This window comes from Brevundimonas sp. UBA5866, assembly GCF_002432125.1.
Classification (GTDB): domain Bacteria; phylum Pseudomonadota; class Alphaproteobacteria; order Caulobacterales; family Caulobacteraceae; genus Brevundimonas.
In genome coordinates this window covers 372-15,655 of record NZ_DJFS01000020.1, presented here as the reverse complement: position 1 = coordinate 15,655, position 15,284 = coordinate 372, and the positions used below count along the sequence as shown (strand labels likewise).

Here is a 15,284-nt window from a genome sequence, read left to right as displayed (position 1 = left end):
ACCGGCCCGAGGAATAGGTCCTCGCGCTTCACTATAACGGAGGTCATCCAATGGCTAACGGCACCGTAAAATGGTTCAACTCCACCAAGGGCTATGGTTTCATCGCTCCTGAAGCTGGTGGCAACGACGTATTCGTCCACATCTCGGCTGTTGAAGCCGCTGGCCTGCGCGGCCTGAACGACGGCCAAGCTGTCTCGTACGAGCTGGAAACCGATCGCCGCAGCGGCAAGGTTTCGGCCGGTCAGCTGCAAGTTCTGTAATCAGAACAGCGCAAGCGAAATGTGAAAGGCCGTCCCGCCTAGCGGGGCGGCCTTTTTCTATACGCGGGATCGGCCATAATTATTGCGATTGATTATCAATTGCCTTGTTTTTCGCGTATAACTTGTTACGGAAAGGAATGGTATCAACGTTACTGATTGTAGTCGGGACCGGCGCGGCACTGTCGGCTGTCTGGCTCTTGTTTATCCGCTGGCAGGATACGCGGCGGCACCGGCTGCTGGTTGCGGCCGCATGGGGGCTGGTGGCCCTTTCCATTGTCTGCTGGAGCACCTTCTCCAACCCCGATGTCGGGACGGCATTCGCCACCTTGGTGGTGATGTTCGGGGGGATGGCCGTTGTCCTGAAAGGCAAGCCAACAGCGGGTTTGTTGCCCTTTCCCGAAACGCGAAAGGCCGTGCCTGACACGAAAAAGCGCACGGGCCGGTCGGGAACGGCCGCCCGTGCCCTGGCCGCCATTCTGGTGGCCCCTGTGGCCGGATTGTCGGCGGGGCTGCTGGTCTGGTCATTGTCGGGCGGCCATGACGCGACACGTTTCGTGACCGCGGTCTTTGTCTTCCTGGTGGGTTACGCCCTGTTCCAGATCTGGAGCCTGGGGGCGGAGCGTGCGTGGCGGGCCTTGGGGATGATGAGCGCCCTGTGCGGTGTGTTCATCGCCCTTGCGTACTGGAGGCTGTGATCATGGCGAAAACGGTATGGCCGAAATCGTCCAATCGCCTGGTGCGCCGTCTTCTGGAAGGGCACAAGACGCTGGGGCTTGCCCTCTCGGCCATTCTGTACCTGATCTGTCTGACAGGATGGATCGGCGTCTACTATGTCGAAGTCGAGCGCTGGGAACGTCCCGCTGTACCCGAGTTCACGCAGGTATCGCCCGAAGCCGCCGCCCGCGCGATCACCGACATGCGCTCGGTCATGGTGGCGGACAAAACCCGTACGGCGCTGGAAACCAGCCTGTTCTTTGGTCTGCCCAACCCGAACATGCCCCGTATGGCCGGTGGCTATGGACATGTGTCACAGGCCTATGACGCGTCGGGTCAGTTGTACGGGCCGGCCTCGCATGACCTGACACACTTCCTGACAGAGCTGCACTATTACCTGCATCTGCCCGAGACGTTCGGCATGATCGTCGTCTGCCTGTTCGGGGTCGGCATGATGGCGCTGCTGATCGGCGGGGCGCTGGCTCATCCGCGCATGTTCAAGGATGCCTTCACCATCCGTCTGAGACAGCAGGGGCCACTGACCCGCTCGGATATCCATAACCGGATCGGCACCTGGACGTTGCCCTATGGGCTGATGGTGACCCTGACGGGCACGCTGATCGGTCTGGCGCAACTTGTGGCGCTTGCTCTCGGGATGCTGGCGTACGACGGCAATATGCTCAAGGCATACGAGCCGATTTTCGGCTCCGAGGCCGAGATGCAGGCCGCTACGGGCGGGCGGGCGCTGCAAGGCACCACGGCCATTGCCAACGGCATCAGACAGGTTCGCGCGGCCCATCCGGATCAACCCGTGGCCTATGTCGCCCTTCATAATGTCGGGACACCCAAGGAGGCGCTGGAAATCACCACCCTGCCGAAGAACCGTCTGGTTTACGGCGAGGTCTGGCGATTTGATGCGCTCGGAAATCTGGTCGGCAGCCACAATATTTCCGATGGCCCTGTGGGTCGGCAAATCGCGGCCAGTGTCTATACCCTGCACTTTGGAAGCTTTGGCGGGCCGCTCGTCAAACTGGCCTATGTTGTTCTCGGCTTTGCCCTGACGGTCATGATTGCAGCGGGCATGGACATCTGGCTGATCAAATCGGCGGCAAAGGGACGCCCGCGTCCCGCATTGCACAGACTATGGATTGCCATCGTCTATGGCGCACCGGCAGCCATCGCCCTGACATTTGCCATAGGCATGCCCACCGGCTGGCCGCCCGTGCCCCTGTTCTGGGCGCAGATGGTGGCGCTGATTGTGCTGTCGATCATCAGCATGCGGTTCTCGGCAGCTGGACATAAGGCGGTATCACGTTTGATGCGCGGCCTGTTGGGCCTGGCGGTTCTGGCGGTGCCGCTGTCGCACATGGCGGTCCACGGCTCGTTCTCGACCGCTGCGGTACAGGTCAATCTGCCGCTGGTGCTGGTGGGCCTTTTCATCATCGGCACGACCTGGAAAGCCGTCCGCGCGGACACTTCCAGACAGACCTGATCTACGAAAAATCCTTATGGCCCGTCCCGGAACAGCCGGAAGGATTCAACCTCTAATATGCAACTGAGTATCATTAACTTACTCCTCCATCGAAAGACCTCCTGCGATGCTACGTCCCTTCCTTCTGTCGACTGCTTCAATGGCGATGCTGGGGGCCCTGCCCGGCGCGGTAATGGCTGAAGACCAGGCCACCCAGGTGGGTGAGGTTGTGGTCATGGGAAAGCGCGTCATCCGTAAAACGGCGGGGGCGACCGGGCTGGATTTGTCACTGCGTGAAACGCCCCAATCGGTCACGGTGGTGACCGCCGAGGAGATGCGGAAGTTCAACATCACCGATGCCAACCAACTGCTGACGACCTTGCCGGGCATCAATGTGGAGTCGGTGGAAACCGACCGCACCTATTACAACTCGCGCGGCTTCGACATCGTCAACTTCCAGATCGACGGCATAGGACAGCCCTTGGACTGGGGCATGCAGGCGGGGGCGCTGGATGTGGCCATCTATGACCGTATCGAGGCCGTGCGCGGAGCCAACGGTTTGCTCACCGCAGTGGGCAACCCCTCGGCAACGATCAACTATATCCGCAAGCGTCCGACGCAGGAATTCATGGCCAATCTTTCGGCGGGCTATGGCACATGGGACACCCGACGTCTGACAGCCGATGTGTCGGGCGCAGTGAACGACAGCGGCACCGTGCGCGGGCGGTTGGTCTATGCCAACACCGACGGCGGCTCGCACCTCGACTATTACAATGTGAACCGCAACGTCTATTACGCCATCGGTAGCTGGGACATCACGCCCAAGCTCAACGCCACGGCGGGTTTCTCGCGTCAGGACAATCTGGCCGATGGCGTGAACTGGGGCGCTCTGCCCCTGCTGTACGGTGATAAAACCCCCGTTACGCACAAGCGATCGGCCACGACGGCAGCCCCCTGGACGTTCTGGGATACGCGCCATGACATCGCCTTTGGCGAGTTGTCGTATGGCTTTGACAATGGATGGACAGTCAAGGCGATCTACACCCATCGTCAGTCCGATGAACTGGCAAAACTTCTCTATGCATCGGGTGCGCCCGACCGTGTGACGGGGGAGGGATTGTTCGCCACCAGCGGCATCTATCCCTCCGACCTGACGCAGGACATGTTCGATGTCATTGCCAATGGCGAGTTCAGTCTGTTCGGGCGCACACACCAGTTGGCGCTGGGTATGAACGCCTCGCGCAATGATGCCCGCAAACACGAGGCCTCGTCTGCGTCTTCGGCCTACCCGCCGCTGGTCAACGGCCGCATTATCCCGCCTGCCGAGCCGACCTACAATCCGTTGGTGCTGAGGGAAGCCGTGGTCAATAAACAGGCCCGTGCCTTTGCCACCCTGCACTTGAATCTGACAGACGCGTTGAAGGCGGTCGTCGGGCTGAACGCGGTCGAGGTGAAAAGACGCGGCTCATCCTACGGCACACCACAGGATGCCAAGGCCAGCACTGTAAACCCGTATCTTGGCCTTGTCTGGGACCTGAACGACAACATCGCCCTTTACGCCAGCTATTCGGACCTGTTCTCGCCCCAGTCCGAAGGCGACATCAATCGTCGCCAGCTGGACCCTGTGGAGGGCACCAGTATCGAAGCCGGTATCAAGTCGGAATGGCTCAACCGCCGTCTGTACGCGACCGCCGCCGTCTTCCAGTCCAAGCAGAAGGGGCTGGCCGAGTTCGTGGGCCGTTTCCCCGACTCCATCGACAGCTACTATCGCGGTGTCGATACGACCGCCAAGGGCTATGAGTTCGAGCTGTCCGGACGCCCGACCCCACAATGGAATGTCGCTGCAGGCTTTACCCGTCTCGATATCGAGAACGAGAAGGGGCAGGACACCCGGCTTTATGTGCCGCGCAAATCCCTGAAGCTGAACACCAGCTATACCTGGCCACAGTGGCACAATCTGACGCTGGGCGGGGCTGTGCGCTGGCAAAGCGCTGGGCGCAACAGGCCTTTAGGCACCGATTTCGAACAAAAGGCCTATGCCGTTGTCGATGCGGTGGCCAGCATCGATCTGACCGACAGGATCCGCGCCTCGCTGAACGCCCGGAACCTGTTTGACGAAAGCTATCTGAGCAGCCTGCAATGGGATCAGGCCTTCTACGCACCGCCCCGCAGCGTGATGTTCACACTCGATTACCGCTACTGACAGCGCATCCAGGGACCCGGCGGCTTCACCAGGATTGCGTGTCACACCCCAGCGCCGCAGGATGTGGTCGGGTCCCTCCTTGCCAATCGAGATGTCGTATATTCCAAGGGAGGAAGCGACCGCCCGCGTATCCATAGGGCGGGTACATGAAGGGTTCGCTATGACGGACAACATTGAGCGTATGCTGGCGGTGCCTCTTCCCGAAGGGGAAGTCGCGCGGTTGTCTGGCCTCGAGGATCGGGTCTGGGACCGCATCCAAGAGCTGAGAGCACGCAGGCACACCCACCGGCTGCGGTTCGCCGTGGTGGCGGTGTCCCTGTTGATCGGTGTGACCAATGGCGGCGGGTTGTGGCAGGTCTTCAAGCCGCGCCCCTCCGACATTCAGGTGTTCAGCGTTTCGGCGGGGTTGATGCCGATGGCAAGACTGGAGGCCGGTGGATGACATCAGGCTGGAAATCGATCCTGCTGACGGTCGTACTGGCTGCTGTGGCCAGCGGTGGCGGTGCCTGGCTGGGTGCCTCATGGATGATGAAGCGGGATCAACCGCTGGGCGTGCACGATATCGTGCATCAAAAACTCAACCTCAGTGCCGAACAGAACGCCCGCCTGGACGACATCGAGGCGCGCTTTTCTGTCCGCAGACAGGCGCTTGAGGCCCAAGTCCGCCAAGCCAACCGCGAACTGGCGGCTGCCATTTCGGCCAGCAAGGGCGATACACCCGAGGTCTACGCTGCGGTTGACCATTTCCACGACGCTATGGGCGGGCTGCAAAAGGCGACCATTGCCCATGTTTTCGAAATGCGGTCCGTGCTGACCGACGAGCAGGCGCGTATTTTCGATAGGGAAATCGCCGGTGCCCTGACGCAAGAGCGTCAATAAGGCCCGAAGTGATCCACCGCCATGACAACGACCGATGGAAGGCTGCGCAGGGCGACCGTCGTGCCTTTTCGGCCTTGATGGCAGCGACCAGCAGCGATCTGTACCGCTTCATTCGTCGCTATGTCGGGGATGCGCACGAAGCCCACGACCTGCTGCAGGAAACCTATGCTTCGGCTTGGCTGGCGATCCGACGCTATGACCCTCAGCGTCCATTCGAAATCTGGCTGCGATCCATCGCGGTCAACAAATGCAGGGACTGGGGCCGAAAGCGTACGGTGCGCCGTATCGTGCGCCGTATCGTGCGCGGTGTCATGGGGCTGGATGCGCCCGAAGCCCTGGCTGTGGGCGAGGATACTGCCGGTGCCGAGGATCGATTGGATGACCGGCGTCGGCTTATCGAACTGGACCGTGCCTTGGCCGATCTGCCCGCTACCCTGAAGGAGCCGCTGCTGCTGGCCGCGATCGAGGGGCGATCCCATGCCGAGATTGCCGGGATCCTGGGTGTCACCACCAAGGCGGTCGAGACGCGCATCGCGCGCGCGCGCCACAAGTTGAGCCTGGCCTTGAACGTCTGATCTACAGGCTGGAAACGGCGCGGCAGGTGTCTCTGCCACAGTCGGCTCACCCTTTCGCAAAACGGCATGAGGGGCATCCGCGTCCCTTGCGTATCTCGAATATAGTTATCCTGCCGGACGGCTGCGGCCTCATGGCGTGTTCGAGATCCAAAACGGAATGGCGACAACAACACTGGACCGTCGGTCCCTGCTGCGGGGTGCCGCAATGGGCGGCGGTATTCTGGGTCTGCAGGGTCTGTTGCCCGCGTGGGCACAAACCGGATCGGCGGGCCTGCGTGCTGACCTGCCGGGATTGGATGGCCCGAACATCAATCTGACTGTTGGCCATTCAGAGTTCACAGTCGGTGGTCGTACGGGCCATGCCGTGACGGTGAACGGACTGCTGCCCGCGCCTCTGCTCAGGATGCGCGAAGGGCAGAATGTGCGTCTGTCCGTAACCAATACACTGGATGAGGATACCTCGATCCACTGGCACGGTCTTTTGCTGCCGTTCCAGATGGATGGGGTGCCGGGTATCAGCTTTCCGGGGATCAGACCCCGCGAGACATTCGTGTACGAGTTCCCGCTGATCCAGTCGGGTACCTACTGGTATCATAGCCATTCGGGGCTTCAGGAGGCGATCGGTCACTATGGCCCGATCGTTATCGATCCCGCGGGGGCCGATCCGGTTGCCTATGATCGCGAGCACGTTCTGGTCCTGTCGGACTGGAGCTTCATGCATCCGCACGAAATCCTCGCCAAGCTGAAGAAGAGCCCCGGCTATTTCAACCGGCAGAAGACCACCCTGTCGGGTCTTCTGGACGGTTCGGACGGTATGAGTGCGGCCGAGCGCCGGATGTGGGCCAGGATGCGCATGGACCCGCGCGACATTCTGGACGTCAGCGGCGCCACCTACACCTATCTGATCAACGGCTACGGGCCGCAGGAGAATTGGACCGGATTGTTCAGGCCGGGCGAGCGGGTGCGCCTGCGCATCATCAATGCCTCGGCCATGTCCATCTTCAATGTCCGCATACCGGGTCTGGCTATGACCGTGGTGCAGGCCGATGGCGAGAACCTGAGCCCGGTAGAGGTGGATGAATTCCAGATCTCGGTCGCCGAAACCTATGATGTCATTGTCCGCCCCACAGAGGACCGTGCCTATACGATTGTGTCGGAGGCCATCGACCGCTCGGGAATGGGCCGCGCCACGCTTGCCCCGCGCATGGGAATGGCGGCGGAAGTTCCGCCTCTGAGGAAAGTGCCGAACCTGACCATGAAGGACATGGGTATGGGCGGTATGGATCACAGCGCCCACGGCAGTGGCGGTATGGATCACGGCAGCATGAAACACAGCATGCGCGATCCGGCCAATGCACCGGCAGACATGGACGTCGGTGTCGGGGTGGATGCCATTGCGCAGTCGCCTTCAAACCGGCTGGCCGACAGACCCCAAGGTCTGGAGGATGTCGATCACAGGGTACTGGTCTATGCCGATCTGCGCTCGCTGACGCCGAACAAGGACCGCCGTCCGCCTTCACGTACAATGGAGATCCACCTGACCGGCAATATGGAGCGGTTCATGTGGGGCTTTGACGGTCGCCGGTTTTCGGAGCTGGTCGAGCCTATCCGTTTCGAGCTGAACGAGCGCGTGCGGGTGACGTTGGTCAACAACACCATGATGGCCCACCCGATCCATCTGCACGGCCACTTCTTCGAACTGGTCAACGGCCATGACGGCCACCAGCCGTTGAAACACACCGTCAATGTGGCGCCCGGGGGCAAGGTCACTTTTGACCTGACCGCCGATGCGCCCGGAGACTGGGCTTTCCACTGTCACCTTCTGATGCACATGCACGCGGGCATGTTCAACGTCGTCACCGTTCGTCCGTTGGCCGGAGGTGCGTCGTGAAATCCTGGTCCATCTATCTTGTGCTGCCGCCCTTGATGCTGGCTGGTGCGCCGGCGCTGGCCCAGAACCATGCGGGGCATGAGGGCCATGCGCGCGCAACACCGCCTGTCGCGCAGTCACAAAAACCGGCCTCGGAAGCCAAAGAGGATCCACACGCGGGCCACGACATGGGCGGATCCACTCCGCACAGCAAACCCGGGGAAGATCCACACGCGGGTCACGGTATGCCCCCTGTGTCCACGGCTTCAGCCGACCCGCATGCGGGCCATCACATGGGGGCCATGCGCGGTGGCGCAGACATTCCGACCGGTTCCGATGCTGTAGGTGGCCGCATGGCTGAAACCCCGCCGCCTGCGGGTGCCTTTGCGCAACCGGCGCATGCAGCGGATCTGATATTCGATCCCGCCGTCATGGCCGCGTCGCGCAAGCAACTGCTTCTGGAGAATGGGGGCATGCGCGTGACCGGGGTCTTTATCGACGGACTTGAGGCCCGCTTTGGTGACGGTGTGGAATCCTATGGCTGGAAGGCCCAAGGTTGGACCGGCGGCGATATCAACCGCTTCTGGTGGAAAACCGAAGGCGAGGGTGAGTTCGGCGGCGCACCGAGGGAGGGCGAAATCCAGGCGCTTTACAGTCGTGCCGTCTCCCCGTTCTGGAATCTTCAGGCCGGTGTGCGTCAGGATTTCAGGCGTGAGGGTGAGGATACGACACACGCGACCGTGGGTGTGGAAGGGCTGGCCCCTTACTGGTTCGAGGTCGGTGCGTTTGCCTATCTCTCGACCGAGGGAAATCTGACCGCCCGTGTCGAGGCCGAATACGACCAGCGCATCACCCAAAAATGGATTTTGCAGCCCGCCGTTGAGGCGGCCCTGTCGGCCAGCAATATCCCCGAGTTGTCGCTGGGATCGGGTGTGACCTCGGTCAGTGCCGGTCTCAGTCTACGCTACGAAATCCGCAAAGAACTGGCTCCCTATTTGGGCGTAAAATGGACACGCGCGCTGGGCGGCACTGCCGACTACGCCACAGCCCAAGGGCAGGATGCCGATAGCACCGCCATCGTGGTGGGCCTCAAGGCCTGGTTTTGACGATCGGGGCATGTGGTGCCCGCAGTAGGACCGACGCCTTGAGCTTCATGGCCCGCTCGTGACCTGAAGCCGTGGCAATAAAAAAACTGGCTGCTCCGAACGAAGCAGCCAGTTTCTTTTGGATTGGCGGACAGGGGCCTCGAGGCTTAGGCGTCGACGGCAGCGTCCAGAGCGTTTTCCTGGATGAACTCGCGGCGGGGTTCGACGACGTCACCCATCAGCTTGGCGAACAGGTCGTCCGTCTCGTCGGCGTGCTCGACCTTGACCTTCAGCAGGGTGCGGGCGTTGACGTCCAGTGTCGTCTCCCACAGTTGCTCGGGGTTCATCTCGCCCAGACCCTTATAGCGCTGGATGGCCAGACCCTTCTTGCCCGCGTCCAGAACCGCAGCCAGCAGGTCCAGAGGACCACGCACGGTGACGGTCTTGTCCTTGCGGCGGAAGATGGCGGGTTTGGCGAACAGGCCGTCAAAGGCGGCTGCACGCTCGCCCAGACGGCGGGCGTCCATCGAGCGGCCAAGGATTTCATCCAGAATGATGGTCTCACCCACCGCACGACGGATGCGGGTGAAGGCCACGCCGCCCTGTTCGGCGAGTGCGCCGGACCACGGACCGTCACCCTCTTCGTTATAGAGGTTGAGGCGCAGGGCGGCCTGTTCGGCACGGGTCAGCAGCTCGCCATTGGCTTCATCGAACAGGCCTGCAAGGGCACCCTGTTCGATGGCAAAGGCCGGGGCACGGGCGGCCAGACGGTCCACGCCCGCCTTGAAAGTCTTGGCCTCGCGGACCAGTTCCTGAAGGTCGAGGCCCGCGCGGACATCACCATTGCCGGTTTCCAGCGTGGCGTCCGAGCAGCCTTCCTCGATCAGATAGGCGTCCATTTCCGCCTGATCTTTCACATAGCGGTGCTGCTTGCCCTTGGAGACCTTATAGAGCGGCGGCTGGGCAATATAGACGTGGCCGCGCTCGATCAGTTCCGGCATCTGGCGATAGAAGAAGGTCAACAGCAGCGTACGGATGTGCGCGCCGTCGACGTCGGCGTCGGCCATGAGAATGATCTTGTGGTAGCGCAGCTTGTCGGCGTTGAAGTCGTCGCGGCCGATGCCGGTACCCAGCGCCAGAATAAGCGTGCCGATGGTGTCGGACGACAGCATACGGTCAAAGCGGGCGCGTTCCACGTTCAGGATCTTGCCGCGCAGGGGCAGGACGGCCTGGTTTTCGCGGTTACGGGCCTGTTTGGCCGAGCCACCTGCGGAGTCACCCTCCACGATGAACAGTTCGGACTTGGCCGGATCGCGTTCCTGACAGTCGGCCAGCTTGCCCGGAAGCGAGCTGATTTCCAGCGCCGACTTGCGGCGGGTCAGTTCGCGGGCCTTGCGGGCGGCCTCGCGGGCGGCGGCGGCCTCGACGATCTTGGAGACGATCATCTTGGCTTCGGCCGGATGTTCCTCGAACCAGGTCGAAAGGCCTTCCGAGCAGAGCGCTTCCACGGCGGGGCGCACTTCGGACGAGACAAGCTTGTCCTTGGTCTGCGAGCTGAACTTCGGATCGGGAACCTTGACCGACAGGACGCAGGTCAGGCCCTCGCGGGAGTCTTCGCCCGAGACGGAGACCTTTTCCTTCTTCGCCGCGCCGGCTTGGTCGATGTAGCTGGACATCACGCGGGTCAGGGACGCGCGGAAGGCCGACAGGTGGGTACCGCCGTCACGCTGCGGGATGTTGTTGGTGAAGCACAGCATCGTCTCGTGATAGCTGTCGTTCCACCACAGGGCGCAGTCGATCTCGATGCCGTCCTTCACACCTTGAATGGTGATGACGTCCTTGAGGATCGGGTTCTTGGACTTGTCGAGGTGGCGCACGAAGGCTTCGACACCGCCCTCATAGTGCAGGATGCTCTCGATCGGCTCTGCCGGACGGTTGTCGCGCAGTTTGATCAGAACGCCGGAGTTCAGGAAGGCCAGCTCGCGCAGGCGGTGTTCCAGCGTTTTGAAATCGAATTCGATGAAGCGGAAGGTGCTGATCGACGGGAAGAAGGTGACCTCGGTGCCCGTCAGCAGCTGACCCGCCTTGGGGCCCTCGGTGCGAACCGGCGCATCGCCGACCACTTCCAGGGATTTGACGGTGTCACCGCGCTCGAAGCGCATGTGGTGCTTCTTGCCGTCGCGATAGATGACCAGTTCCAGATAGTCCGACAGGGCGTTCACGACCGAGACGCCCACGCCGTGCAGACCGCCCGAAACCTTGTACGAGTTCTGGTCGAACTTACCGCCCGCGTGAAGCTGGGTCATGATGACCTCTGCGGCCGAAACGCCCTCTTCCTCGTGGATGCCCACCGGAATGCCGCGGCCGTTGTCGGTCACGGTGCACGATCCGTCGGCATTGAGGGTGACGGTCACCAGATCGGCGTGGCCGGCAAGGGCCTCGTCGATGGCGTTGTCCACCACCTCGTACACCATGTGGTGCAGGCCCGAACCGTCATCCGTGTCACCGATGTACATGCCGGGGCGCTTGCGCACGGCATCCAGGCCTTTGAGAACCTTGATGGAATCGGCGCCGTACTCTGGCGCGGGAGCAGTCTGTTCGGTCATGAAAACGTCGGCTCAAAGTCCGTGGGTCGGACAGGGAAGTGGCGGCGGTTGGGTCGCCATTTCGAAGGTGCAATTCAGCACGCTCCGAAGTCCTCCAACATATAGGAATTTTGAGGCAAAAAGCCAGCTTTTGACGGCTTTAAGCATGTGAAAACCCTCATGCCTGTGCGGACTTATGACCGCAGGCCGTCCGGTCCCACAGAGACGAACTGGGCGCGCCCTTCAAGAGCTTCGAAAAGAGGGCGTTCTGTGCCTGTCATAAAGGCCTGGAGACCCAGTGCCTCTATCTCGTCGAACAGGGCGGCACGGCGCCCCTCGTCCAGATGGGCCGGGGCTTCGTCCAGCAGAAGGACAGGTCTGGCCGTGCCCTCGGACAGGCGCGCCGTCTGGGCGAGGATCAGGTTCAGTACCAGCGCCTTCTGCTCGCCCGATGAGCCTTCGGCGGCGGGGCGGTTCTTTTCGCGGTGGATGGCGGTCAGGTCCGTGCGGTGCGGGCCGAACAGGCTGCGGCCCGCCGCCCCGTCACGGGCGCGGGCGCGGGCAAAGCCTTCGCCCAGCATGGAAAGGATATCGTTTTCGTCCGCACCGTCCTTGGCCATCTGTTCGGCGGGACCTTCAAGGCCAAGGTCGGCGAGGGGGAAGGGGCGGTCGGCGCGGGCATCGATGCCGTCCTGAAGGGCTTTCAACGCGGCCACACGGTTGACGGCAGCCCGCGCTCCCGCCTCGGACAGGCGGGCCGCCAAAGCATCCAGCCACCGGGGATCGGGCCGCATGTCTTCATTCGAGAGAAGGCGGATACGCTCGCGAAGCGCCTTCTCATAGTTGGAGATGGCGGCGGCGTGGTCGGGATTGGCGGCAAAGACCAGACGGTCGAAGAATTTGAGGCGGTCTGCGCGGGCGTCCGAGAACAGGCGGTCCTGTTCGGGCGTGGCCCAGACAGGGCGCAAATGCTCCAGCATCCGACCCGGTGCCGCCGTCTCTGCGTCGATGCGCACGATGCGGCGGGCGGACGGCCCCATTGTCTGAACGCCCGTGCCGATCCTGACCTCTCCGTCAGGGGTATCCAGCGTCGTGGAAATACCCCACGGTCGGCCCATAGCCTCGCCCGGCTCGCGGCGTCCCATCTCCGCCGCCGTGGCCCCGCGCAACCCCTTGCCGGGGGTCAGCAGGCTGATGGCCTCAAGCAGATTGGTCTTGCCCGAACCGTTCGGCCCGTACAGCACCACAGGCCCGCCGGACAGATCCAGACGCGCCGCGCTGTAGGAACGGAAATCCGTGATGGCGAGGGAAGTGATCAAACGTTCGGGCAGTGAAAGGCGGCGGACCGCAGGAAGTCTAACCGTCTATAGCCCATGCTCTCGGTCCCTCACCAGAGACCTTGGGGGCTTGCCGGCCATCCCGCGGGAGGCGCACGAAAAAGCCCGCCTCCATGACAGAGGCGGGCCTGATTTCGCATCGGGGATGCTTAGACGCGCAGCGGCATCAGCACGTACTGCACGCCGACATCCGCCGGATCGAGCACCAGCGTGGGGCTGGCGGCGTCGGCGAATTTGAAGCTGGCGATCTCGCCGGTGATCTGGCCGGCGACGTCCAGCAGGTAGCGGGCGTTGAAGCCGATTTCGAACGGCTCGTCCGAATAGCCGATTTCGACCTCTTCCTCGGCTTGCCCTGCTTCCATGTTGCGGACGGTCAGTTTTACGCGGTCATTGTCGAAGGCCAGCTTCACCGAGCGGCTCTTTTCAGCCGAGATGGTGGCCACACGGTCAACGGCCTTGGCGAACAGGCTGTTGTCGATGTCGGCAGTCTTGTCGTTCCCCTTGGGAATGACGCGCATATAGTCGGGGAAGGCGCCGTCGATGACCTTGGAGGTCAGGCTGGCTTCGCCGAACTCGAAACGGATCTTCTGGGCCGAGACCTGAACCTCGACCGGACCGGCACCGTCATCCAGCAGACGACGGACCTGATCCACGGTCTTGCGCGGGACGATGACGCCCGGACCGCCCGCAGCGCCTTCCGGAGCCGGGGTTTCGGCCAGGGCCAGACGGTGACCGTCGGTCGCCACGGCGCGCAGCAGCGGAATGCCGCCGTCCGCGACGGTGTGCAGGTACAGGCCGTTCAGATAGTAGCGCGTCTCTTCGGTCGAGACGGCAAAACGGGTCTTGTCGATCAGGCGGGCCAGATCTTCCTTGGGCAGCGTATAGCGCGCGCCCGAGGCCTCGTTCGACATGACGGGGAAGTCACCCGCCGGAAGAACCGGCAGATTGAATTTGGAACGTCCCGCCGAGACGACCAGACGGGGATCGTCGCCCGAATAGGTCAGGCTGACCTCGGCGCCATCGGGCAGTTTGCGGACGATTTCGTACAGGGTGTGGGCGGGGGCGGTGATCTGGCCCTCGACATTCACCTGGGCTTCGGCCTCATCGACCATTTCCATGTCGAGGTCGGTCGCCGCGAACGACAGCCGGTCACGGCCCGCCGTCAGCAGCACGTTCGACAGGATCGGAATGGTGTTGCGGCGCTCAACTACGCTCTGGACGTGGCCCAGAGCCCGGAGAAGCGCGGAACGTTCGATAGTCAGCTGCATGTGGTCTCGCCCGGTCGCGATCGGGATTGACGCCCCCGATCGAAATATATGGACGACGACACTAGCGGATTGCGCGTCAGCCGCAACGCCTGAGGGGCTCTAACGCGGTGCTTCCCCCCAAATCGAAGCGGAAAATCCACAGAGCACCTTATGGGGGCTATGAAAAAGGCCGCGCTCCGGGGGAAGCGCGGCCAGTTTTCAGTGCGGGATGAAGCTTAGCCGCGCAGTTTGCGCGACATTCTTCGTTTTATCCGCGCAGTTTGCGCGGCATTACACTTCTATCCGCGCAGTTTGCGCGTCAGGGCCTCGACGTCGCGGGCGATCTGTTCGTCCTGCGACAGCATTTCCTCGATCTTGCGGACACCGTGCAGGACGGTGGTGTGGTCACGGCCACCGAAGCGACGGCCGATGTCCGGATAGGAACGGGTCGTGTGCTGCTTGCACAGATACATGGCGATCTGGCGCGGGCGGGCGATGGCACGGGTGCGGCGCTCGCTCAGCAGATCGGCCTGTTTCAGGTTGAAATGCTCGGCGACGGTCTTCTGGATTTCGTCGACGGTGATGCGACGCTCCGGACCACCACGCATCGAGGTGCCCAGCAGGGACTGGACTTCTTCGACGGTCAGGGTCGACAGGCGGGCACCGGCAACGGCGGCCAGGGTGTTCACGGCACCTTCCAGTTCGCGCATGGAGCCCGGCGTACGGTCCACCATATGCTCGAGAACCTCGGGGCGGGCCTCGCCGGCGACGACACCCAGCTTGGCCAGGGCGCGCAGGCGGCTTTGGGCCACGGCCACCTTGAGGGTGCGGTCAGCGGCTTCGACCGGGCAGGTCAGGCCGGCAGCCAGGTGGCTGCGAAGGCGCGGTTCGATATCGGTCAGGGCCACCGGCGCGCGGTCAGCCGACAGAACGATGCGTTTGCCGTCCTCGATCAGCGAGGTCAGGGTGTTCAGCAGTTCTTCCTGGGTGGAAGCCTTGCCGCCCACGAACTGGACGTCGTCGATCAGCAGCATGTCGGCGGTCCGCAGGCTGTCCTT

Annotated in this window: 13 protein-coding genes; 9 read left to right on the top strand and 4 right to left on the bottom strand. The window is 62.5% G+C overall.

All coding sequences use genetic code 11. The annotated features are described in order from the left end of the window. Nucleotides 1–50: 50 nt before the first annotated feature. From B3H86_RS01865 to B3H86_RS01825, 9 genes are all read left to right on the top strand, one after another. Nucleotides 51–260, top strand: a complete 210-nt coding sequence (locus B3H86_RS01865) for a cold-shock protein (RefSeq protein WP_292050870.1) — start codon at nucleotides 51–53, stop codon at nucleotides 258–260. 137 nt (nucleotides 261–397) lie between these two features. Further along, nucleotides 398–955 (top strand): hypothetical protein, encoded by a 558-nt coding sequence (locus tag B3H86_RS01860; protein WP_292050869.1) that lies wholly within the window; start codon nucleotides 398–400, stop codon nucleotides 953–955. Nucleotides 956–996: 41 nt separating this feature from the next. Next, nucleotides 997–2,466 (top strand): PepSY-associated TM helix domain-containing protein, encoded by a 1,470-nt coding sequence (locus B3H86_RS01855; RefSeq protein WP_292050868.1) that lies wholly within the window; start codon nucleotides 997–999, stop codon nucleotides 2,464–2,466. Nucleotides 2,467–2,572: 106 nt separating this feature from the next. Next, the gene (locus tag B3H86_RS01850; protein WP_292050866.1) at nucleotides 2,573–4,648 is read left to right on the top strand and encodes a TonB-dependent siderophore receptor; all 2,076 of its coding nucleotides are present in this window, start codon (nucleotides 2,573–2,575) and stop codon (nucleotides 4,646–4,648) included. 160 nt (nucleotides 4,649–4,808) lie between these two features. Continuing rightward, complete coding sequence (locus B3H86_RS01845; RefSeq protein ID WP_292050865.1) at nucleotides 4,809–5,090, top strand: hypothetical protein; 282 nt, start codon at nucleotides 4,809–4,811, stop codon at nucleotides 5,088–5,090. Continuing rightward, the gene (locus B3H86_RS01840; RefSeq protein ID WP_292050864.1) at nucleotides 5,087–5,527 is read left to right on the top strand and encodes a Spy/CpxP family protein refolding chaperone; all 441 of its coding nucleotides are present in this window, start codon (nucleotides 5,087–5,089) and stop codon (nucleotides 5,525–5,527) included. Before B3H86_RS01845 ends, B3H86_RS01840 begins: the two co-directional genes overlap by 4 nt. A gap of 8 nt (nucleotides 5,528–5,535) precedes the next feature. After that, complete coding sequence (locus tag B3H86_RS01835; RefSeq protein ID WP_409450240.1) at nucleotides 5,536–6,102, top strand: RNA polymerase sigma factor; 567 nt, start codon at nucleotides 5,536–5,538, stop codon at nucleotides 6,100–6,102. A gap of 157 nt (nucleotides 6,103–6,259) precedes the next feature. Then, complete coding sequence (locus B3H86_RS01830) at nucleotides 6,260–7,993, top strand: copper resistance system multicopper oxidase (protein ID WP_292050863.1); 1,734 nt, start codon at nucleotides 6,260–6,262, stop codon at nucleotides 7,991–7,993. Continuing rightward, nucleotides 7,990–9,078: a copper resistance protein B gene (locus B3H86_RS01825; protein ID WP_292050862.1), complete on the top strand. Its 1,089-nt coding sequence runs from the start codon at nucleotides 7,990–7,992 to the stop codon at nucleotides 9,076–9,078. The genes B3H86_RS01830 and B3H86_RS01825 overlap by 4 nt, the downstream gene beginning before the upstream one ends. Nucleotides 9,079–9,224: 146 nt before the next feature. Here the strand turns inward: B3H86_RS01825 and gyrB are convergent, their stop codons facing one another. The 4 genes from gyrB to B3H86_RS01805 all read right to left on the bottom strand — a co-directional run. Continuing rightward, a complete protein-coding gene (gene gyrB, locus B3H86_RS01820; RefSeq protein ID WP_292050861.1) occupies nucleotides 9,225–11,663 on the bottom strand; it encodes a DNA topoisomerase (ATP-hydrolyzing) subunit B in 2,439 nt (812 codons plus the stop codon). 173 nt (nucleotides 11,664–11,836) lie between these two features. Beyond that, nucleotides 11,837–12,961, bottom strand: a complete 1,125-nt coding sequence (gene recF / locus B3H86_RS01815; RefSeq protein WP_292050859.1) for a DNA replication/repair protein RecF — start codon at nucleotides 12,959–12,961, stop codon at nucleotides 11,837–11,839. A 167-nt stretch (nucleotides 12,962–13,128) separates the two neighbouring features. Then, nucleotides 13,129–14,247, bottom strand: coding sequence for a DNA polymerase III subunit beta (dnaN, locus tag B3H86_RS01810; RefSeq protein WP_292050858.1), 1,119 nt, complete (start codon nucleotides 14,245–14,247; stop codon nucleotides 13,129–13,131). A gap of 278 nt (nucleotides 14,248–14,525) precedes the next feature. After that, the coding region (locus B3H86_RS01805; RefSeq protein ID WP_292050857.1) for a chromosomal replication initiator protein DnaA at nucleotides 14,526–15,284 on the bottom strand (759 nt) is incomplete at its 5' end.